We start from the raw sequence: 20,693 nt of genomic DNA on the forward strand, positions 1-20,693 counted from the left end.
TCCATTCCACCTACGTGGCCACCGGCTGACCTTCCTTTCTTCCACGCGCCAGTGCGCGCGTGCGCCGGGGCCACCCTGTGAAGGGTCACCCCTTGTCTTCCTCCTCCTTCTCCTTTTCCGCATCACCTTCTTCATCCTCTTCACCTCAGGCTTCTCCCTCGTCCTCGAACCCGCTCGCGCCCTACGGCTGGGACGAGAACTGGGAGGCCGAGTTCGCCCCGTACGCGGCGCAGGGTCTGCTGCCCGGCCGTGTGCTGCGTGTCGACCGCGGTCAGTGCGATGTCGTCACGCCGGACGGCACGGTGCGTGCGGACACCGAGTTCGTCGTGCCCCGCGACCCGATGAAGGTCGTGTGCACGGGGGACTGGGTAGCGCTCGACCCCGACGGCGGCGATCCGCGGTACGTACGGACGCTGCTGCCGCGCCGTACCGCCTTCGTCCGCTCCACCTCGTCCAAGCGGTCCGAGGGGCAGATCCTCGCGGCCAACGTCGACCACGCGATCATCGCGGTGTCGCTCGCCGTCGAGCTCGACCTCGGCCGGATCGAGCGGTTCCTGGCCCTGGCCTGGGAGTCCGGGGCCCAGCCGTTGGTCGTCCTCACCAAGGCCGACCTCGTCCCGGACGCCACCGGCCTGTCCTACCTCGTCGAGGACGTCGAGACGTCGGCCCCCGGCGTCCAGGTGCTCCCGGTCAGCGCCACCACCGGGGAAGGCGTCGACATCCTGTGCGCCGTCGTCGCCGGCGGTACGTCGGTCCTGCTCGGCCAGTCCGGAGCGGGCAAGTCGACGCTGGCCAACGCGCTGATCGGTGAGGACGTCATGCTCGTCAACGCCGCCCGTGACGTGGACGGCAAGGGCCGCCACACCACGACGACCCGCAATCTGCTCGTGCTCCCGGCGGGCGGTGTCCTCATCGACACGCCGGGCCTGCGAGGTGTCGGCCTCTTCGATGCGGGGTCGGGCGTCGGCCAGGTCTTCTCCGAGATCGAGGAGCTGGCCGCCGACTGCCGCTTCCAGGACTGCGCCCACACCGCCGAGCCCGGCTGTGCGGTGCTCGCGGCCGTGGAGGACGGCACGCTCCCTGACCGCCGCCTCGACAGCTACCGCAAGCTGATCCGTGAGAACCAGCGCATCGTCGCCAAGACGGACGCGAAGCTCCGGGCGGACATGCGGCGCATGTGGAAGCTGCGGGGCGCGGAGGGCAAGGCGGCCATGGAGGCCAAGCGGGGCCGCATCCGCTAGGGGCAGCCGCGTCGCGGGGGCGTGTGTCCGCGCCCCCGCGATGCGATGTCCGAATTCCGCCAGCCGAAGCGGTCGCCACCCCGCACACTGGACCACGTGATCGATGAAGAGACCAGGTACGAGGCGGTGCGCAGCCGCGACGCGCGCTTCGACGGAGAGTTCTTCTTCGCCGTCGAGACCACCGGCATCTACTGCCGCCCCAGCTGCCCTGCCGTCACCCCGAAGCGCAAGAACGTCCGCTACTACACCACCGCGGCCGCCGCCCAGGGCTCCGGATTCCGGGCCTGCCGGCGCTGCCGCCCGGACGCCGTGCCGGGGTCCGCGGAGTGGAACGTACGCGCGGACGTCGTGGGGCGCGCCATGCGCATGATCGGTGACGGTGTCGTCGACCGCGAGGGCGTCTCCGGTCTCGCCGTGCGGCTCGGCTACAGCTCCCGGCAGGTGCAGCGCCAGCTCACCGCCGAACTGGGGGCCGGGCCCGTCGCCCTCGCGCGGGCCCAACGGGCGCACACTGCGCGGGTGTTGCTGCAGACCACGGCTCTGCCGATCACGGAGATCGCGTTCGCGGCGGGGTTCGCGAGCGTCCGGCAGTTCAACGACACGATCCGCGCGGTGTACGCCCTGACGCCCACCGCGCTGCGGGCCGCCGCGCCGCGTGGCGGGGGCGCCGGGCAGGCGACCCCGGCGGCCGGGGTGCCGCTGCGGCTCGCCTACCGGGGTGCCTATCAGGCGGGCGCCGTCTTCGACCTGCTCGCCGAGGAGGCCGTCGCCGGGATCGAGCAGGTCAGCGGGGAGCCGGGTGGAGCGACTGGTGGGCGGACCTATCGGCGTACGTTGCGGCTGCCGTACGGGACGGGGATCGTGGCCGTCGAGGAGAGTGACCACGGGGTCGGCGGGTGGCTGGACGCGCGGCTCCATCTGACCGACCTGCGGGACCTCACGACCGCCGTGCAGCGATTGCGCCGCCTCTTCGACCTCGACGCGGATCCGTACGCCGTCGACGAGCGGCTCGGCTCCGATCCCCGCCTTGCCCCGCTGGTCGCGGCGCGGCCGGGCCTCCGGTCGCCGGGCGCGGCCGATCCCGAGGAGTTCGCGGTGCGGGCGCTCGTGGGGCGGGGGGAGGCTTCCCTGCTGGTGGAGCGGTACGGGAAGGCGCTGGACGCGCCGTGCGGGACGCTGACCCATGTGTTCCCGGAGCCCGGCGCGCTTGCCGGGGAGCCGGGGTCCTTGGGGGTGCTTGCCGCCGCGCTCGCCGATGGCCGGGTTCGCCTTGATGCGGGGGCGGACCGGGACGATGCGGAGGCTGGCCTCGCGGCCTTGGGCGGGGTGGATGCGGGGGCCGTCGCCTTGATTCGGATGCGGGCGTTGGGTGATCCGGATGTGGGGCTGCCGGGTGAGCCGGTGCCTGAGGGGTGGCGGCCTTGGCGGTCGTATGGGGTGCGGCATGTGCTGGCGGCGGGGTAAGGAAGTTTCCCCGACCCCGCTCGGCGCGAGGGCCCTCCTCAAACGCCGGAGAGGCTGAATCTTCAGCCTCTCCGGCGTTTGAGGAGCGGGGTCTGGGGCGGAGCCCCAGGTAGGCCCGGGGCGCGGGCACGGTTTTCGGGAAGGGGCGGGGTTGGGGAGAACTTACTGCTCCAGCCCCCAGCTATGGATCCGCCGAGGATGGATCCGGATCAGCTCCTCGCTGAAGTGAGGGCCCAACTCATGCGGCCCCGTGAGAAGTTCCGCCTCGCCGCGGATGTCGACACCCCGCACCTTCCACGGCCGCTCACTCACGACGTCGTCCACGACCAGCGACACCTTCGGATTCTTCTGGAGGTTGCGCCACTTCTTGGTGGCCCCCAGCGCGTACCCGCCGATCAGGATCGTCCCGTCGTCCTGCGGGAAGAACCCGACAGGATTGGCTTGCGGCTGCCCCGTCGCGTCCACGCTGGCCATCCGGCCCAGACGCTGTGACTTGAGGTACGCCCGCTCGGCCTCGCTGAATTCGGTCATGGCGCGAGCCTAAGCCGCGGGCAGGGCCCGGCGCCGGGCCTCCTCGTCCGGTTCCGAGGGAGCGATCCGCCGATCCGGTTCAGCCCCAGATCACGGCCCCCAGCCACGCCCCCGCGATGAGCAGGCACGCGAACAACTCGGTCAGTACGCTCCAGCCACCCGCCCGCATGGCCGCCCTCGTCGCCGTCGCCGCCCGGCCGTGGCCGCCGAGCCGCAGCCGCTCGCTCACGTAGATCCCTCCGATGAATCCCGGCAGCGCACCGATCACCGGCACCACACAGAACCCGACAAGCGCCCCGGCCCCCGCGTACACGGCGGTCCGGCGCGTGGCGCCGCTCTGGCGGAAGCGCCGCGGCGGCAGCAGCCATCGGATGCCCTGCGCCACGAGGAGCACGACGGACGCGCCGACCAGGACCCACCAGGTGACCGGCTCCGGATCCTTCAGCGCCCACCACAGCACCGCGGCCCACACCAGCCACGGCCCCGGCACGCCGGGTACAAGCACTCCGCCGATCCCGAGCAGCAGTACGACTCCGACCAGCAGGAGTTCCCAGGCTCCCATCTGTCAAGCGTGCCGGAAACGGGAGAAAACCGCAGGTCGCGCAAGTCCCCGCAGCTCGCGCGAGCCCCCGTAGCAGCCCGCGGGGCCCGGTCCTAGCGCGCCACCCAGCCCCGCTCGTACGCGTGCCAGCCCAGCTGCAGCCGCGTCGTCACGCCCGTCAGCTCCATCAGGCGCTTGACCCGGCGCTGCACCGTCCGAAGGCCCAGATCGAGCTGCTTGGCGACGCTCGCGTCCGTCAGGCCCGCGAGCAGCAGCGACAGGATCTCCAGATCCGCGCCGTCGGGGCCCTCGGGGGCGTCCTCGGTGACCGCGTGGCCGGCCTCGCCGAGCCGCAGCGGCAGCGCGTCCCGCCACACCGCCTCGAAGAGCCCCGTCAGGGATTCGAGCAGGCCGCTGGCGTGCACCACGAGCGCGGCGGGCTCCGCCCTGCGCGAGGTCAGCGGCACCATCGCGAGCGAGCCGTCGGCGATCACCAGCTTCGTCGGGACGCGGTCCACGACGCGCACCTGTTCGTCGCGGCCGATCGCCGTCGACAGTTCGGTGAGGCCGGTGGGGAGCGCGAGCACGGAGCGTTCGACCACCACCCGGTAGGTGACGCCACGGCCCGCGGCCTGCTCCTCGGCGTCGTTCTCCGTACCGGTGATCACCACGGGGTTACCGGTCACCAGGGCGCACACCTCGGAGCTCGCGCCCAGCTGGAGCTGGAGGAAGCGCTGCGAGACCGCGCCCGCGCCGGTGACCACCTCGACCAGGTCGTGCACCGTGGGTTCGGCGGCCTGCGCGCGGTACTCCTCGGCGAGCAGCTTCGCCGCGAGCTCCGCCTTCTCCAGTTCGTGCCGCTGCTGGGTCAACAGGGCGCCGAGCGCGACGCCGGGCGGGGCCGCCACCCACCGGCCCGCCTTGCCGGACGCCTGAGCCGCGAGGCCGTGCAGTTCGAGGCGGCGCAGCGCGCGGACCGTCTCCGGCTCGCCGAGCGAGAGCCGCCGCGCGAGATCGGGCACGTCGGCGGCGCCCACCGCGACCAGCGCGCGGTACGCCGCCTCGTGCAGCTCGTCCAGACCTATCGCAGCCAGCATGCGGCGACGTCCCTCCCCAGAGATCCGATCCGACGGAGCCCTGGCGGGAAACAGCCACGGCGTAAACCCGCCCCAGGACATCATCCCCGTACCCCCCGCCTCTCTGCCAAGGTGACGCCACCGCAGCACCAACGGCAGCCGCGATTAGGGCCTTTGGTCCCTTTTCGGCTGTGGTTCCGCATGCCCATCAACCCTGGGGAGAGCGATGCGCCCGATAGCGCGTACGGCCTTGGGGGCGGCGTCCGCCGTCGTCCTCGCCGTCACCGCGGCCGTCCCGTCCGTGGCCGAGCCGCGCACGGCCACGGCGGACACGAGTCCGCCGGTGGGGAGTGGGCCGCGCGGCGAGGGCAGCTCCGTCGTCACCCTCGTCACCGGCGATCGCGTCCTCGTCACGACCGACGGCAAGGACCGCGCGGGCGCGAGCGCACTGCCCGGCGCCGACGGCACGGTGCCCCTCGTGCAGACCAGACAGTCCGGCAAGGACCTGTACGTCTACCCGGAGGGCGCCGTCCACGCGATCGCCGACGGCAAGGTCGACGAGGAGCTCTTCAACGTCACCGGGCTCGTCCGCCAGGGTTACGACGACGCGCACGCCGAGCAGCTTCCGCTGATCGCCGTGTACGACACGTCCGTCGACGTCACGCGCGCGGTGCCCGCCACTCCGCGCGGTGCCGAACGCGGGCTCGTCCTCGACCCCGTCGACGGGGTCGCGATGAAGGCGGACAAGAAGAAGGCCGCGGACTTCTGGGCGGACATCACCTCACCCAAGTCCCGTGCCGCGTCCGACCTGAAGAAGTTGTGGCTCGACTCCAAGGTCAAGGCCACCCTGGACAGGTCGACGAAGCAGGTGCACGCCCCCGAGGCGTGGGCCGCGGGCTACGACGGCAAGGGCACCAAGGTCGCCGTCCTCGACACCGGCGCCGACGCGGAGCACCCCGACCTGAAGGGCCGGATCGGCGCGGTCGAGAACTTCACCGAATCGCCGGACAACGAGGACCGCCAGGGCCACGGCACCCACACCACCTCCACCGTCGGCGGCAGCGGCGCCGCGAGCGGCGGCAAGAAGAAGGGCGTCGCGCCCGGCACCGAGCTGCTGCACGGCAAGGTCCTCGACGACAGCGGCTCCGGCGCCACTTCGTGGATCATCGCGGGCATGCAGTGGGCCGTCGACGAGAACGCCGACGTCGTCTCCATGAGCCTCGGCAACCCGGCCCGCACCGACTGCACCGACCCCATGAGCACCGCCACGGAGGAGCTCGCGCAGTCGAGCAAGGACACCCTCTTCGTCCTCGCCGCGGGCAACACCGGGCCGAGCCTCAACTCCGTCTCCTCGCCCGGCTGCGCGCCGAGCGTCCTGACCGTCGGCGCCGTCGACCGCGACGACTCGACGGCCTCCTTCTCCAGCCGCGGGCCCGCATACGGCTCGCACACCCTCAAGCCGGAGATCGCCGCCCCCGGCGTCGACATATCCGCGGCCGCGGCGGGCGGCAGGGGCGTGTACGCCTACCAGTCCATGAGCGGCACGTCGATGGCTGCCCCGCACGTCGCGGGCGCCGCCGCCCTGGTCAAGCAGCGCCATCCGGACTGGAGCGCGCAGCAGATTAAGGCGGCCCTCGTGTCGTCCGCGGACAGCGCCATCCCCGGCGACGTGACCGAGACCGGTGGCGGACGGCTCGACGTGAAGGCCGCCGTCGACCAGAAGGTGCTCGGCTCGCCCGCGGTGCAGGGCGGCAGCTTCGGCTGGCCCCAGGACACCTCGGACCGTACGACGGTCGACGTGCCGTACACCAACACCACGGACAAAGCCGTGGAGTTGAAGCTGTCCGTGCAGGGCGTCACGGGCAACGACGGCTCGTCGGTGAGGTCGGGCGTCGCCGAGCTCGGCGCGCGCTCGGTGAAGGTCGCCGCCGGGGCCACGGTCAAGGTCCCGCTGAAGCTCGATCCCGACGTGCACCTCAAGCGCTCCCAGTACGGCGACGTGACCGGACGCGTCCTGGCGAAGGGCGGCGGCGTCGCGGTCTCCACCCCCTTCTCCCTCTACGTGCAGCCGGAGACCGTCAGCCTGCGCGTGAAGCTCGTCGACCGTGACGGGAAGCCCGCCGACGGCCCTTCGTCCCTCGACCTCATCGGCACCGACGACGCCACCGGCGAGCGGCGCTTCAACGAGGGCGCGAACGACCAGACGTACCAAGTCCGCCCCGGTGCCTACTTCTTGACCGGCTTCGTCGCCACGCCGGACGCGGACGGCGGCACCTTGACCGACTCGCTCACGCACATCGCCCGGCCCCAGGTCGAGGTGAAGAAGGACATGACCGTCACGCTCGACGCCCGCAAGGCACACCGCCTCACCGTCAGGACGGACAAGAAGTGCGAGGTGCGCGGGGCCACCCTCGGGTTCGCCCGCACCTGGGGCACCGACAACTGGCTGCACGCGGGCACGGCGGCCGGACCGCGCTCGATCCGCGGCTTCTACCAGTCCGTGGAGGGCAAGGCCACCGACGGCACCTTCGAGTCCGGCAGCTACTGGCGCGCCGCCGCACCCCTGCTCTCCGAACTCGCCGTCGTGGGCGGCAAATCGCTGCACCCAGTGACCGCATCCACCGGTTCGGCCAACCTCGACGGCACGGGCAGGGCGACCCTCGTGGACGCCGGGTCCGGTACGCCGGAGGAGCTGGAGGCCGCCGGGGTCAAGGGCAAGATCGCCCTCGTCAAGGTGCCGGACAGCGGTGCCGCCTCCGCCGTCGCCACGAACGCGAAGGCGGCGGGCGCGCTCGCGGTCCTCGCCCACCGCACGGCACCAGGCCGTTGGTACCCCTCGGCCGGCCTCGGCGGCTCCCCGCTGCCGGTCCTCGGTGTCCAGACGGCCGAGGCGAACTCGCTGCTCGCACAACTGGCCGCTGGGGCGGTGGAGTTGAAGTGGAAGGGCACGGCCAAGAGCCCGTACGTCTACAACCTGGCCTTCCCCGAGACCGGTCAGGTCCGCGACGACCGCACCTACCGCGTACGCGACAAGGACCTCGCCGCGAACGAGGCCACCTACCGCGCGATGGGCACGGCCACGGACTACGTGGACCTGCCGTCCGCCGTCCGCCCCTCGGGTCTCGAGGTGTACTTCGCCGACATCGAGTCGGTCCCGGCCCCCGGCAAGCGCACCGAGTACTACTCGGCGGGCACGACCGGCTGGGGCCACCAGGTCTCCAGCAGCTTCCCGTTCGGCGAGTTCATGATCGACCCGGTGCGGACGTACGAGAAGGGGGAGCGGCGTAGCGAGAGTTGGTACGAGGGCGTGCTCACCCCCGCCGCGCCACGCGACGCCGACGGCGGCCTCGGCCTCGCGGGGGAGCGGCAGGGCAACCTGATCGGAGTCGCGCCCGGATTCTGGGCCGACAGTGAACACGCGGGGATCCAGGGCGGGTTCGGTGACATCGGCAGCGTCGAGCTGAAGCGGAACGGCGAGGTCGTGGGCGAGTCCGGCTGGCCGTCCGGCGTGTTCTCCGTCCCGGCCGAGGACTCCGCGTACGAACTCACGCTCAGCACCCGGAAGATCGGCTCGAAGGTCTGGCACCGGTCCACGGAGACGCAGACCACGTGGGCGTTCCGCTCGCACCTCGACGAGGAGGTCTACTCGCAGGGCATCCCGATGCTGTTCCCGCGCTACCGGCTGCCGGAGGACGGCATGAAGACACTGGCGGCGAAGGACGGCCGACGGATTGAGCTTTCAGTGACAGGGCACGCGGGCTACAAGCCGGGCGCGGTCAAGTCGGCGGCCCTGTCCTACTCGTACGACGAGGGCAAGACCTGGACCGAGGCCAAGACGTCCGCTTCCGGCGGCAAGTGGACCGCCACCGTGAACCATGCGGGCGCCTCGGGGAAGCAGGTCTGGCTCAGGACCGAACTGACGGATACGAACGGAAGTTCCATCACTCAGACGGTGGCCCGCGCCTACGACGTGCGATAAACACACAGACACCGCCGGGCGGTCCTCCCGTGGGGGGTGGGCCCGCCCGGCGGCCCTCATCACTCTTCCGGTGGCCGGATTTTCCGGATGCACCGTTTTCGTACGGCCTCCGCGGTGGACAATAGGGGCATGAGCCAGCAGGGGGAGAGGCACGACGGAGCTTCCGGCCAGGAGGACGACTGGTGGGGTCAGCTCTACGACGACTCCGCTCATGACACGGGTCCGGCCGAGGCGGCCGACACCCTCGACGACAGGTTCGCCTCGGCTTCCGCGGCGGCGGGGGAGGGCCCGGCTGATCCCTCCCCGGCGAGCGAGGGCGCGGAGGGAACACCCCCGCGCCCCGGCCGTTTCCCCAACCCGGAGCCGCCGCCCTCGGATTTCCGGCCCCAGCGGAGCGCGCCGCCGGACGCCACCCCGGCCCTGACTCCTCGGCCGCCGGATCCCGAGCCGCCGGGGGAGCAGGTCACACCCCACGACCCGGCAACGCTCCACGACCCGGAGCCGCCGCCCCCGGATTTCCGATCCCGGCAGGGTGCGCTGCCGGACGCTACCCCTGCCCTGACTCCTCGGCCGGCGGATTCCGAGCCGCCGGGGGAGCAGGTCGCACCCCGCGACCCGGCAACGCTCCACGACCCGGAGCCGCCGCCCCCGGATTTCCGATCCCGGTGGAGTGCGCCGCCGGACGCTACCCCGGACCCGCCTCATCGGGCGCCCATTCCCGCGCCGCCGGGAGAGCCCCCCACCCGTGGCCCCGCGGCCGCAGCGGGGGAGCGGATCACACCCCACGACTCAGCCACACCCCGCGACCCATCGCCGCCCCCGGATTTCCAGTCCCGGCGGACTGCGGCGCCGGACGCCACCCCGAACCCGCCTCCGCGGCCGCCGGATCCCGAGCCGCCGGGGGAGCGGAGCACGCCCCACGACCCCGTCACCCCCCGCGCCCCCTCGCCGCCACCCCCGCCCCCGCCCTCATACGAGCCGCTCTCGCCGCCCGTCCGTGTCCGGCCCGACACCGCCCCCTGGGAGCCGTCCGCCGGGGCCGGGGGGCCTGTCACCTTTCTGTCGGGGCCGTCGAAGCCGGCCGATGATCCGAGCCGCACGACCGCCGTCCCCGCGCCCCGCGCGCCCGAGGAATCCGCGGGTCCGGACCCGCAGGCGCCTGCCCCCGTGGGACCGCCGCGGGAAGCGGTCGTCTCGGCGTCCGCGGTGACTGCCGTGGCGTACGTCGGCGACGGGCCGCCCACCTACGACGCCGAGCCCACCGTCCTGCCCGTCGCCGACCCCGACGACCTGGGCGATCTGGTCGCCGACACCGTGCTCGACGGCGCCCGGTACGGCACCTCCACCCTGCGGGCCGTCTCCGTGCGCGGGGACTCCGCGCGCTATCGGGGCGAACCCCGCCGCGACTCGCTGCTCACCGCGCGCTTCGGGACCGGGGATGGCGCCCTCGTCCTGGTCGCCATGGCCACCGGCGCGCGGGCCACACCCGGCGCTCACCGTGCCGCCGCCGAGGCGTGCGCCTGGATCGGGCGGGCCGTGGGCCGCAGCCATCAGCGGCTCTCCGAGGACATCAGGGCCGCCCGGCGCGGGGACCTCAAGAGCGGGCTGCACCGGCTCACGGACCGCAGCCTCGGCAAGCTCCGCGCGCACGCCGCCGACCTCGGCATCGAACCCGAGGAGTACGCGGCGTCCCTGCGCTGCCTCCTCCTGACGGCCGACCCCGAATGCCGTACCCGCGTCTTCTTCGGCGTCGGCGGCGGCGGACTCTTCCGGCTCAGGGACGGTGCGTGGCAGGACATCGAGCCCCAGGTCAGCGACGCCGCCGGGGACCCGGGACCGCCCGTGGTCGGGTTCGGGTCGGTGCCGCCTCAGACCCCCGACGGCGACCGGCTCACCATGGACATGGGGATCGTCACGCCCCCGAGTCCGTACGAGCCCGCGCCCGAGCCCCCGCCCCGCGAACCCTTCCGCTTCCGGGCCTCCGTAGCCCGCCCGGGTGACGCCCTGATGCTCTGCAGCGGCGGCCTCGCCGAGCCCCTGCGCGGCGAGCCCGAGCTGGCCGCCCACCTCACCCAGCGGTGGGCGAAGGGCGGCCCCCCGGGCCTCGCGACCTTCCTCGCGGACATCCAGGTCAGGGTCAAGGGATACGCGGACGACCGGACGGCGGCCGCCGTTTGGGAGGCGTGAGCGCCCGCCCTGTGAATTCATGGACCCAAGAGAGTCAAGGGGACTGAAGGGTTCGTGAAGCCATGGCCAAGCAGAACGTCGCCGAACAGTTCGTCGACATCCTCCATCGCGCCGGTGTGCGCCGCATGTACGGAGTCGTGGGCGACAGCCTCAACCCGGTCGTGGACGCGATCAGGCGCACCAAGGGCATGGAGTGGGTGCAGGTCAGGCACGAGGAGACCGCCGCCTTCGCGGCGGGTGCCGAGGCCCAGATCACCGGCAGCCTCGCCGTCTGCGCCGGTTCCTGCGGCCCCGGCAACCTCCACCTGATCAACGGCCTCTACGACGCCCACCGCTCCATGGCGCCCGTCCTCGCCCTGGCCTCGCACATCCCCTCCAGCGAGATCGGTCTCTCCTTCTTCCAGGAGACCCACCCCGACCGGCTCTTCCAGGACTGCAGTCACTACAGCGAGATGATCTCCAGCCCGCAGCAGATGCCGCGGCTGCTCCAGACCGCCATCCAGCACGCGATCGGGCAGTCCGGCGTCAGTGTCGTCACCCTGCCCGGAGACATCGCCGACCAGCCCGCCCCCGACAAGTCCCCGGAGAGCGCCCTCGTCACCTCGCGCCCCACCGTGCGCCCCGGCGACACGGAGATCGACAAGCTCGCCGCGATGATCGACAAGGCGGACAAGGTCACCCTCTTCTGCGGCAGCGGCACAGCCGGCGCGCACGCCGAGGTCATGGAGTTCGCCGAGAAGATCAAGTCCCCGGTGGGCCACGCCCTGCGAGGGAAAGAGTTCATCCAGTACGACAACCCCTTCGACGTCGGCATGAGCGGGCTGCTCGGCTACGGCGCCGCGTACGAGGCCACCCACGAGTGCGACCTCCTGATCCTGCTCGGCACCGACTTCCCGTACAACGCCTTCCTGCCCGACGACGTCAAGATCGCCCAGGTCGACGTGCGGCCCGAACGCCTCGGCCGCCGCTCCAAGCTGGACCTCGCCGTCTGGGGCGACGTACGCGAGACGCTGCGCTGTCTCACCCCGCGCGTCGCGCCCAAGAGCAACCGCAAGTTCCTCGACAAGATGCTGAAGAAGCACGCGGACGCCCTGGAGGGCGTCATCAAGGCCTACACGCGCAAGGTCGACAAGCACATCCCGATCCACCCCGAGTACGTCGCGTCCGTCGTCGACGAACTCGCCGCGGATGACGCCGTGTTCACCGTCGACACCGGCATGTGCAATGTCTGGGCGGCCCGCTATCTCTCGCCGAACGGCAGGCGCCGCATCATTGGTTCCTTCAGCCACGGCTCGATGGCCAACGCCCTGCCGCAGGCGATCGGCGCCCAGTTCACCGACCGCAAGCGGCAGGTCATCTCCCTGTCCGGCGACGGCGGATTCTCCATGCTGATGGGCGACTTCCTCACCCTCGTCCAGTACGACCTGCCGGTGAAAATCGTCCTCTTCAACAACTCATCCCTCGGCATGGTCGAGCTGGAGATGCTGGTGGCCGGGCTCCCTTCGTTCGGCACGGCCAACCACAACCCCGATTTCGCCGCCGTCGCCCGCGCTGCCGGTGCTTATGGAGTACGGGTCGAGAAGCCCAAGCAGCTCGCCGGCGCCCTGAAGGACGCCTTCGCGCACAAGGGCCCCGCCCTCGTCGACATCGTCACGGACCCGAACGCCCTCTCCATCCCGCCCAAGATCAGCTCCGAGATGGTGACGGGCTTCGCGCTCTCCGCCAGCAAGATCGTCCTGGACGGGGGCGTCGGCCGCATGGTCCAGATGGCACGCTCCAACCTGCGGAACGTGCCACGCCCCTGACGTACGGTCAGCGAACGGGCCGCAGCCGCAGCGTCACGATTTGGAACGGACGCAGCGCGAGCACGAGCCCCGCTTCATCGGTGTGGGCCGGTTCGAGCGGACGCTCCAGGAGGTCGGTCACCTCGGCCGCGCCCACCGCGAACGACGTGGTGAGCGTGGCCGCCGCGCGGCCGCCCCGCGACTCGTAGAGCCGCACCACGACATCGCCGCTCCCGTCGTCCGCGAGCTTCACCGACTCCACGGTCACCGCCGGATTGTCGACGCTGACCAGCGAGGGCAGGGCAGGCGCGGCGGCGACCCGCAGCGGCAGGTTCAGGGCGAGGCCCTCCGCGACCGCGTCGCCCGTCGTCGCGCCGGGCAGCAGGGCGTACGTGAAGCGGTGCACGCCCAGGTCCGTCTCCGGGTCCGGGCTGTGCGGGGCGCGCAGCAGCGTGAGCCGCAGGGTGGTGCCGAGCCCTTCGCCGTGCGGGGCGCGCGTCACGTCGTGGCCGTACGTCGAGTCGTTGAGCACCGCCACGCCGTACGCGTCCTCGGTGACCCGCAGCCAGCGGTGCGCGCAGATCTCGAAACGTGCCGCGTCCCAGCCCGTGTTGGCGTGCGTGGAGCGGTGCACATGTCCGAACTGGATCTCGGCGGCGGACCGTTCGGCGTGCACGTCCAGCGGGAAGGCGGCCTTGAGCACCTTCTCCGACTCCTGCCAGTCGACCTCCGTGACGACGTCGATGCGTCGGCTGCCCGCCGCGAGCCGGATCTCCTGGGTGATCCGCGACTTCCCGAAGGCCCGCACCACGCGGACGGCGACCCGCAGCGGCCCGTCCTCGACCAACTCGACGGACTCGGCCCCGGTGAGGTCGGTGTGCGTGTTGCGGTAGTGCTTGTCCAGGTCCCAGGCGTCGTAGTGCGTGGGGTGGTCGGGGTGCAGCTGGAGGAGATTGCCGCGCGATCCGGGGGACAGGACCTCGCGGTGCGCGTCGATGTCGTGCACGGAGGTCAGCAGGCCGTCCGCGTCGATGGCGACGCGCAGATGCTCGTTCAGCAACTGGATCTCGCCGTCGGCGAGCAGCGCCGTCGCCCCGGTCTCCCGCGTGTAGGAGGCGGCCTCCTCCAGACTCTTGCTTCCCAGGGCCGGGACGTTCACGTGCACGAGGGAGCCGTCGTCGGCCGTGACGACCTCGCTGCGGGCGTACGGCGACGCGTTGAGCGCGACGGGCCCGCCCGCACCGAGGGAACGGACCGCCGCCGCGGTGATCTCGTCCAGCTCGGCGAGCACGCGCCCGTAGGTGTCACGCGCCTCGCGGTGCACCCAGGCGATCGACGAGCCCGGCAGGATGTCGTGGAACTGGTGCAGGAGCACCGTCTTCCACAGCCGGTCGAGGGTGCTGTACGGGTAGACGTACGCGGGGTCGCGGACCGCGGCGGCCGTGCACCACAACTCCGCCTCGCGCAGCGCGTGTTCGGTCCGCCGGTTGCCGCGCTTGGTGGCCGCCTGTGTCGTGTACGTGGCGCGGTGCAGCTCCAGATAGAGCTCGCCGGACCAGACCGGCGCCCCCGCCCCGTACTCCTCCTCGGCGGCGGCGAAGAACGTCGACGGCTTCTCGACCTCGACGCGCGGCGACCCTTCAAGGGACCGCAGCCGCCGTGCCTTCTCCAGCATCTCGCGGGTCGGACCGCCGCCGCCGTCGCCCCAGCCGAACGGCACCAGTGAGCGGGACGCGCGGCCCTTCTCGGTGAAGTTCCGCTCTGCGTGCGCGAGTTCGGCGCCATGGATCTGGGAGTTGTAGGTGTCGACCGGCGGGAAGTGCGTGAAGACACGGGTGCCGTCGATGCCCTCCCACCAGAAGGTGTGGTGCGGCATCTTGTTGGACTGGTTCCAGCTCAGTTTCTGGGTGAGGAACCAGCGGACGCCCGCGAGCTTCGCCAACTGCGGGAACGCGGCGGTGTATCCGAAGGAATCCGGCAGCCAGATCTCCTCCGTCTCCACGCCGAGCTCCTCACGGAAGAACCGCATCCCGTGCGTGATCTGCCGGGCCAGTGCCTCGCCACCCGGCATGTTGGCGTCCGACTCGACCCACATGGAGCCCACCGGGGCCCAGTTGCCGTCCGCGACCGCCTTCTTGATGCGCTCCCAGATGTGCGGCTGGTGCTCCTTGACCCAGGCGTACTGCTGGGCCTGTGAACAGGCGAAGACCAGCTCGGGATAGTCCTTCGCGAGCGCCGTCACATTGGCAAAGGTGCGCGATGCCTTGCGTACCGTCTCGCGCAGCGGCCACAGCCAGGCCGAGTCGATGTGGGCGTGCCCGGTGGCCGAGACCCGGTGCGCGCTCGCGTGGGCGGGACTTGCGAGGACCTCCGTCAGCTCGGCCCGCGCCGCCGCCGCCGTGCCCGACACGTCGTGCAGATCGAGTGCGTCGAGCGAACGCTCCAGGGCGCGCAGGATCTCGTGACGCCGCGGACGGGCCGCGTCCAGTTCGTACATCAGCTCGGAAAGGACCTCGATGTCCAGGGTCAACTGCCATACGTCCTCGTCCAGTACGGCGAGATCGGCAGACGCGAATCGGTAGATGGGACCATCACCCGCGGTCAGTACGTCGCCCAGGGGTGTCGGTTCGAAGTCGTGCAGGATCGCGGGGTTGGCCGCCGCCTCCAGGAGGAGGTGCACCGGCTCGCCGCCCCGTGCGGAGGCTGCCACGGGAATGTGCCGGTTGCGCGGGTGAATGCCCTTGAGGGGGACGCCCGAGGCGTCGTACACCAGACCTTCCGCCTGGAAGCCGGGGCCCTCACCGGTGAAGCCGGGGTCGACGACCACCTCGACGTGGCGCCCGCGCCAGTCGTCGGGCACCTGACCGCGCAGCCGGAACCAACTGGTTGACCAGGGTTTTCCCCACGCCGTGCCCGTCTCGAAGGGTTCGTACGTGGCATCGAGGGCCGCGGCGACGGGCACGGGTTCGCCGGGCGCGTGCCAGACGGAGAGGCTGAGCGGCACACGGTCCGCGTACTGGGCGGGGCGGATGAACTGCCGCAGGGCGCGCTCCAGGCGACCCTCCACCAGCAGTCGGTCGTCGTGCACGGCGGCTCCTCAAAGCGCTCGGGCGGGACCGATGTGACGCGATCGGGCCCGGTCGGGATCAAGCAGAAACGGTCCACGGCTTCACTTCCCCGTCGGGCTCGGGCGCACCCACTCCAATGCTTGACGAATGGACATGAGTGCCGCCAACCGAGTGGGGCATGAATGCCGTGAGGGTGTTCGAGCAGGGAGGAATTGACTCGTTTGTGGGCGGGGGTCATGACAAGGCAAGCAAGAGGGGGCAGTCCCATCCAGTTCGGGACGTCTTCGCCGATAGCAAGGGACGGGCCGATCGACGACAAGCCGGTGGAGCTCCATAGGGCTCAACTCCGGCGCAGATTGGGGAGATCCGACCTGAGGGCGGTCCCTGAGGTCAGGGGCGCCCTGCGTGAACTGCTCCGGGCCTGGGGGACGCCCGGAAGGCCCGAGGTGGCCGAGCTGCTGACCAGCGAGCTCGTCACGAACGCACTGGTGCACACCGATCGCGACGCCATTCTGACGGCGACCGTGCGGCCCGGCGGGCTGCGCGTCGAGGTCAGGGACTTCGTTGGGCGCCGCCCGGAGCTCTGCGGGCCGAATGCCGACGACAGCACGCATGGCCGCGGCCTGATGCTCGTGCAGTCCCTCGCCGACGCGTGGGGTGTGCGGGTCCACGGGGTCGGAAAGGTGGTGTGGTTCGAGCTGGACGGCGGCCCGGCATGAGCCGGACCGCCGGTCAACTCCCGTCCTGCGCCGCTGACATCAGCCGAACTGCTGCTCCAGATCCTTGAGCTTGCGCTCAAGGGAGTCGAGCCGCGGCAGCGCCTGGGTGTCGTCCTCGGCCGTGAGGTCGACGGTGACGGGTTCAGCGCCGTTCTTCACGGCCTGGAGAGCGGGACGGGAGCGCAGCGGCAGCTGGTCCTGTTCCAGTTCTTGCGGCGCTATGGCAGGGTCCGCGCCGGCCTGCGCGGACCCGGTCGCCGGCGCGACCGCCGGCAGATCGACCTGACGTCCGCCGCCGCGGCCCGGCAGGCTGCGGTGGCCCCTGCTGATCGCCTTGAGCTGCGCACGTTCCAGCTTCTCCCGGTCCTTCCTGCGGGTCCGGGTGCGCTCCTTCTCGCGCCGGTCCTCGCGGACCTCCTCGACCGCCTCGTCCAGACTGCGTACGCCTTCGAGGAGCATCAGCGACCAGGCGCCGAAGGTCTCCCGCGGTGCGCGCAGCCACCGTACGATCCGGATCTGCGGCAACGGCCTTGGCACCAGGCCCTGTTCACGCAGCGCCGCGCGGCGGGTCTGCTTCAGCGCGCGGTCGAAGAGCACCGCCGCCGACAGCGACATTCCGGCGAAGAACTGCGGGGCGCCCGCGTGGCCGAGGCCCCTGGGCGCGTGCACCCAGTTGAACCAGGCGGCCGCGCCCGCGAACGTCCACACCAGGAGGCGCGAGCCGAGCGCCGCGTCACCATGGCTGGCCTCGCGCACGGCGAGCACGGAGCAGAACATCGCCGCGCCGTCGAGCCCGAACGGGACCAGGTACTCCCAGCCGCCCGTGAGGTTGAGATTCTGCCGACCGAAGCCGACGAGGCCGTGGAAGGAGAGTGCGGCGGCGACCGCCGCACAGCAGAACAGCAGGACGTACGAGGCCGTTCCATAGATTGCTTCCTTGCGCCTGCGGCGCTCCTCGCTGCGTTCCCAGGAGTCGTCTCCGGAGGCTCCGGTGGCCGCCTTCTGCCCGGCGCGCTTGCCGCGTGCGAGTACCGCCACCGCCACCAGCATGCCCAGGAGCAGGACGCCACCCGGAAGCAGCCAGTCCAGCGATATGTCGGTCAGTCTCATCTGGGGTCCCTTGCGTCGCGGTAGGGCGTTCGGGCGCCATAGTGGCCCAATCCCGATGACCCCCAGAGGGGTTTTTGCGCAAGAAGACGCCAAGGGGGGTGCATAGGGGTGCGGCGCGCGCCGTTTTGCTCGAACTAGGGCCCCGGCGTGGGAAGTTGGGTTCGATTAAACGGACACGAAAGGGTGGTTCGAGGAGGAGGGGGTGCGATTTGGGCTCGGAGCGAGCCGCGGATCAGGCGGCCGCGGCGGCGCTGAGGCGCGCGACGCGTTCCGCGTCACAGGTGCGCGGACAGGTCACACAGGTGTCCTCGGGGCGCAGCGTGTAGAACATGCAGCAGCTCGCGCGGTCCCGCGTCGGCAGGGACTCGCCGTTCGGCCCCCGCAGCTCACGGAACCCCGCCGTGCCCACGTACGGCTTGGTGGCGCCGGGGAGCAGCCGCTCCAGTTCCGTCGTGGCGCGCTGCTCCTCGCCGAGCAGATGGGCGATGTACCAGAGCCCCTCGACGATCTCGTCCGTGGCGACGCTCCACAGGGCGCGCGAGCGGCGACGCATCCGGGGGCCGAAGGCGTCGAGGAGCGGTCCCAGGTGCTCGGCGACGGAGGCCCGCACCTCCGCGCGCAGGGCCTCCTCGTCCGGCACGACGCGGGTGCCCGGGAGCGAGGCGGCGGGATCGCCGGGCAAGCAGGCGAAGCCCGCGCTGCGTACGGCGAGGCGGCCGAGCGTGCGCTGGAAGGACACGTTCTCCACGGGATAGCGCGGCACACGGCGGTGCAGGAACCACGGCATGGTGATGAGGAGGGTGGCGGGCCAGGCGTAGCGGTGCAGCGCGAAGCTCGCGATGACGTCCGGGCGCCCCGCCTGTCCGTAGTCCCTCAGTACCTGTGCCTCGTCCCACGCCATGAACGCGTCGAGGTCGGCCCCGCCCTCCGCGAGCCGGGCGGCGGTGACCCAGCCGTCGCCCTGTGGGGCCTTCTCGTGTTCGCCGAGCTCGCTCACGAGCAGTCCGGGGAACACCTCGGTGAGGCGGGCGTAGGCGTCCGCGAGGACGCTCGGGGCGGGCTTCGCCAAGGTGGGAACGGACATGCGAGGACCACCGAATCACGATCGATTACAGGTAAGCCTAACCTTACCCAGAATGATCGAGGTTTCAACTGCGGGGCTGTCCGCCTATGGTGCCTCTCGTACCTTTCGGACCGAGCGGACTTTGGGGTGGACCTCGTGGAGCAGGCCAGAGCGCATGACGCGTACCGCCTCGCCGTCCGTGTTCCGGAGCAGATGCGGGCGGCGACGGCCCGGGACGCGGTCGCCCCCGTGGCCCGCGGTGAGCACACGCACGGGGAAGCGGCCGTACGGGCGCCGGTTCCCGCGCCCCGCAAGACGGTGCAGCGGAACTCGGTACGCGGGCAGATCCTGGACGCTCTGCGGGACGCGCTCGTCGGGGGCGACCTCGCGCCCGGCGAGGTGTACTCGGCGCCCGTGCTCGGCGAACGCTTCGGGGTCTCGGCGACTCCGGTGCGCGAGGCGATGCAGCAGCTGGCGATCGAGGGCGCCGTGGAGGTCGTGCCGAACCGCGGCTTCCGGGTCACCGAGCGGAGCGCGCGGGAGCTGGGGGAGCTTGCGGAGGTGCGGGCGCTGATCGAGGTGCCGGTGATGCTGCGGCTCGCCCGTACGGTGCCTGCGGCGCGGTGGTGTGAGTTGCGTCCGCTGGCGGAGGCGAGTGCGGTGGCTGCGGCGGGCGGGGACCTTGCCCGGTACGCGGAGGCGGACCGGGCCTTTCACGGGGCGGTCCTAGCCCTCTCGGGCAACCAGCAGCTGGTGCAGGTGGCGGACGATCTGCACCGCCGGTCGCAGTGGCCCCTCGTCAGCGGGCCCGTCCATGCCCGGCGCGCCGATCTTGTCGCTGATGCGGCGGAGCATATGGCTCTGCTGGAGGCGTTGGTGGTGCAGGACCTGGGGGTCGTCCAGACGTTGGTGCGGGAGCACTTTGCCGGTGCCGGGGGCTAGGTTCGGGCGTTCCCTGCGGGGCTCTCCCCAATCCCACCCCTCCCCGAAACCAAGGGGCTCCGCCCCCTGGACCCCCGACAAGATGTCCTCAAACGCCGGACGGGCTGAATTTTTCAGCCCGTCCGGCGTTTGAGGACGAACTCGGCGAAGCCGGTGATGATGGCCATCAGGGCCGGAGGCCTACGCCGCCGGCGCCGGTGGCGACAAATGCTGTGACAGCCATGACGGCACCCCGCCCATCAGGCGGAAAAGGCGAGCCGCCTCGGCCCGGAGGCGGCCCGCCTCCGGTTCGGGTTCCGTGTCGGCGAGAGCCGCCAGCGCAGGCGCCGTACCGACCAGATACCCCAGCTCCTCCCGGATCCGCAGCGATTCCGCGAACCCGTGCCGCGCCTCCGCCAACTCGCCCTCCCGCAGGGCGAGTCCGGCCAGGTGACGCCAGGTGAAGGAGAGCAGCAGAGGATCGGAATGCGCCGTCGCCCCCGCATGCGCCCGCCGGTAGGCGGCCCGCGCCGCCTGGGGCGAGTCCGAGATGTGCTCGGCGATCAGACCCCGGCGGAAGTCGAGCAGAGGCCGCCCCGAAGCATTCGGGGCAAGCAGCGCCGCCGCCCGCCCCAGCGCCGTACGCGCCTCGTCGGCCCGGTCCCGTACGGCGAGCACCGTGGAGGCGTACGCGAGCTGGCCGCGCTCGCAGGCCGCCGCCCCGCGGTCCTCGTCCTCGACGGCCAGCGCCTCGGCGGTCCGCAGTCCGTCCTCCGCCTCCGCCCAGCCCTCGCCCGTGAACAGGCACCGCTCCACCAGGAGTGAGGTTCTCTGCAGGGCCGGCCCCGGTCCCTCCCGCGAGGCGAGCAGTGCTGCCGCGTCGGTCCAACAGCCGCGCGAGCGCAGCCGCCATACCGCGGTCTGGAGTGGATCGTCCCCTGCAGTCGTTCCGGAACCAGACATGGCGGTATGCGCCACGTTGCCCTCCCCGAGCACGCCATTGAGCTGT

Annotated in this window: 14 protein-coding genes; 7 read left to right on the plus strand and 7 right to left on the minus strand. The window is 71.8% G+C overall.

Features of this window, described 5'->3' with window-relative positions; genetic code table 11:
• The first annotated feature begins 92 nt into the window (after positions 1 to 92).
• Positions 93 to 1,241: a ribosome small subunit-dependent GTPase A gene (gene rsgA, locus ACZ5U5_RS30450; protein WP_469027925.1), complete on the plus strand. Its 1,149-nt coding sequence runs from the start codon at positions 93 to 95 to the stop codon at positions 1,239 to 1,241.
• Between the two features lie 45 nt (positions 1,242 to 1,286).
• Entirely contained in the window at positions 1,287 to 2,705 is a 1,419-nt protein-coding gene (locus ACZ5U5_RS30455; protein WP_469027928.1) for a DNA-3-methyladenine glycosylase 2 family protein, read from the plus strand.
• Positions 2,706 to 2,867: 162 nt separating this feature from the next.
• On the opposite strand, the gene ACZ5U5_RS30460 is transcribed toward ACZ5U5_RS30455, so the two are convergent.
• From ACZ5U5_RS30460 to ACZ5U5_RS30470, 3 genes are all read right to left on the minus strand, one after another.
• Positions 2,868 to 3,236, minus strand: coding sequence for a PPOX class F420-dependent oxidoreductase (locus ACZ5U5_RS30460; protein ID WP_365819191.1), 369 nt, complete (start codon positions 3,234 to 3,236; stop codon positions 2,868 to 2,870).
• Between the two features lie 79 nt (positions 3,237 to 3,315).
• Positions 3,316 to 3,798 (minus strand): DUF456 domain-containing protein, encoded by a 483-nt coding sequence (locus ACZ5U5_RS30465; RefSeq protein WP_469027931.1) that lies wholly within the window; start codon positions 3,796 to 3,798, stop codon positions 3,316 to 3,318.
• A gap of 92 nt (positions 3,799 to 3,890) precedes the next feature.
• Positions 3,891 to 4,874 carry a helix-turn-helix transcriptional regulator gene (locus ACZ5U5_RS30470; protein WP_469027934.1) on the minus strand — a complete coding sequence of 328 codons (984 nt, stop codon included), beginning with the start codon at positions 4,872 to 4,874 and terminating at the stop codon, positions 3,891 to 3,893.
• Between the two features lie 205 nt (positions 4,875 to 5,079).
• Here ACZ5U5_RS30470 and ACZ5U5_RS30475 point away from each other — a divergent pair, with 205 nt between their 5' ends.
• The 3 genes from ACZ5U5_RS30475 (at position 5,080) to ACZ5U5_RS30485 (ending at position 12,824) form a co-directional block, all read left to right on the plus strand.
• The gene (locus ACZ5U5_RS30475; RefSeq protein WP_469027937.1) at positions 5,080 to 8,832 is read left to right on the plus strand and encodes a S8 family serine peptidase; all 3,753 of its coding nucleotides are present in this window, start codon (positions 5,080 to 5,082) and stop codon (positions 8,830 to 8,832) included.
• 714 nt (positions 8,833 to 9,546) lie between these two features.
• On the plus strand, positions 9,547 to 11,019 hold the full coding sequence (locus ACZ5U5_RS30480; protein WP_469028060.1) for a protein phosphatase 2C domain-containing protein: 1,473 nt from the start codon (positions 9,547 to 9,549) through the stop codon (positions 11,017 to 11,019).
• Positions 11,020 to 11,081: 62 nt separating this feature from the next.
• The gene (locus tag ACZ5U5_RS30485) at positions 11,082 to 12,824 is read left to right on the plus strand and encodes a pyruvate dehydrogenase (protein WP_469027940.1); all 1,743 of its coding nucleotides are present in this window, start codon (positions 11,082 to 11,084) and stop codon (positions 12,822 to 12,824) included.
• Positions 12,825 to 12,831: 7 nt separating this feature from the next.
• Here ACZ5U5_RS30485 and ACZ5U5_RS30490 read toward each other — a convergent pair whose 3' ends face one another.
• Entirely contained in the window at positions 12,832 to 15,891 is a 3,060-nt protein-coding gene (locus ACZ5U5_RS30490; RefSeq protein ID WP_469027942.1) for an alpha-mannosidase, read from the minus strand.
• 216 nt (positions 15,892 to 16,107) lie between these two features.
• Here ACZ5U5_RS30490 and ACZ5U5_RS30495 point away from each other — a divergent pair, with 216 nt between their 5' ends.
• A complete protein-coding gene (locus ACZ5U5_RS30495; RefSeq protein WP_469027944.1) occupies positions 16,108 to 16,590 on the plus strand; it encodes an ATP-binding protein in 483 nt (160 codons plus the stop codon).
• A 39-nt stretch (positions 16,591 to 16,629) separates the two neighbouring features.
• Here ACZ5U5_RS30495 and ACZ5U5_RS30500 read toward each other — a convergent pair whose 3' ends face one another.
• Entirely contained in the window at positions 16,630 to 17,700 is a 1,071-nt protein-coding gene (locus ACZ5U5_RS30500) for a DUF2637 domain-containing protein (protein ID WP_469027946.1), read from the minus strand.
• Between the two features lie 232 nt (positions 17,701 to 17,932).
• On the minus strand, positions 17,933 to 18,784 hold the full coding sequence (locus ACZ5U5_RS30505) for a (2Fe-2S)-binding protein (RefSeq protein WP_469027949.1): 852 nt from the start codon (positions 18,782 to 18,784) through the stop codon (positions 17,933 to 17,935).
• 192 nt (positions 18,785 to 18,976) lie between these two features.
• On the opposite strand from ACZ5U5_RS30505, the gene ACZ5U5_RS30510 reads away from it, so the two are divergent.
• A complete protein-coding gene (locus ACZ5U5_RS30510) occupies positions 18,977 to 19,705 on the plus strand; it encodes a GntR family transcriptional regulator (RefSeq protein ID WP_469028063.1) in 729 nt (242 codons plus the stop codon).
• A gap of 180 nt (positions 19,706 to 19,885) precedes the next feature.
• Here the strand turns inward: ACZ5U5_RS30510 and ACZ5U5_RS30515 are convergent, their stop codons facing one another.
• A complete protein-coding gene (locus ACZ5U5_RS30515) occupies positions 19,886 to 20,662 on the minus strand; it encodes a hypothetical protein (protein ID WP_469027951.1) in 777 nt (258 codons plus the stop codon).
• Positions 20,663 to 20,693 lie beyond the last annotated feature (31 nt).

The organism is Streptomyces sp. NPDC033177 (assembly GCF_055577715.1).

What these genes read in the sequence shown, in the direction of transcription:
- ACZ5U5_RS30455 (WP_469027928.1), top strand. Translation starts at nt 1,287, where the DNA reads ATGTCCGAATTCCGCCAGCCGAAGCGGTCGCCACCCCGCACACTGGAC.
- ACZ5U5_RS30460 (WP_365819191.1), bottom strand. Translation starts at nt 3,236, where the DNA reads ATGACCGAATTCAGCGAGGCCGAGCGGGCGTACCTCAAGTCACAGCGT.
- ACZ5U5_RS30465 (WP_469027931.1), bottom strand. Translation starts at nt 3,798, where the DNA reads ATGGGAGCCTGGGAACTCCTGCTGGTCGGAGTCGTACTGCTGCTCGGG.
- ACZ5U5_RS30470 (WP_469027934.1), bottom strand. Translation starts at nt 4,874, where the DNA reads ATGCTGGCTGCGATAGGTCTGGACGAGCTGCACGAGGCGGCGTACCGC.
- ACZ5U5_RS30475 (WP_469027937.1), top strand. Translation starts at nt 5,080, where the DNA reads ATGCGCCCGATAGCGCGTACGGCCTTGGGGGCGGCGTCCGCCGTCGTC.
- ACZ5U5_RS30485 (WP_469027940.1), top strand. Translation starts at nt 11,082, where the DNA reads ATGGCCAAGCAGAACGTCGCCGAACAGTTCGTCGACATCCTCCATCGC.
- ACZ5U5_RS30495 (WP_469027944.1), top strand. Translation starts at nt 16,108, where the DNA reads ATGACAAGGCAAGCAAGAGGGGGCAGTCCCATCCAGTTCGGGACGTCT.
- ACZ5U5_RS30500 (WP_469027946.1), bottom strand. Translation starts at nt 17,700, where the DNA reads ATGAGACTGACCGACATATCGCTGGACTGGCTGCTTCCGGGTGGCGTC.
- ACZ5U5_RS30505 (WP_469027949.1), bottom strand. Translation starts at nt 18,784, where the DNA reads ATGTCCGTTCCCACCTTGGCGAAGCCCGCCCCGAGCGTCCTCGCGGAC.
- ACZ5U5_RS30510 (WP_469028063.1), top strand. Translation starts at nt 18,977, where the DNA reads ATGCGGGCGGCGACGGCCCGGGACGCGGTCGCCCCCGTGGCCCGCGGT.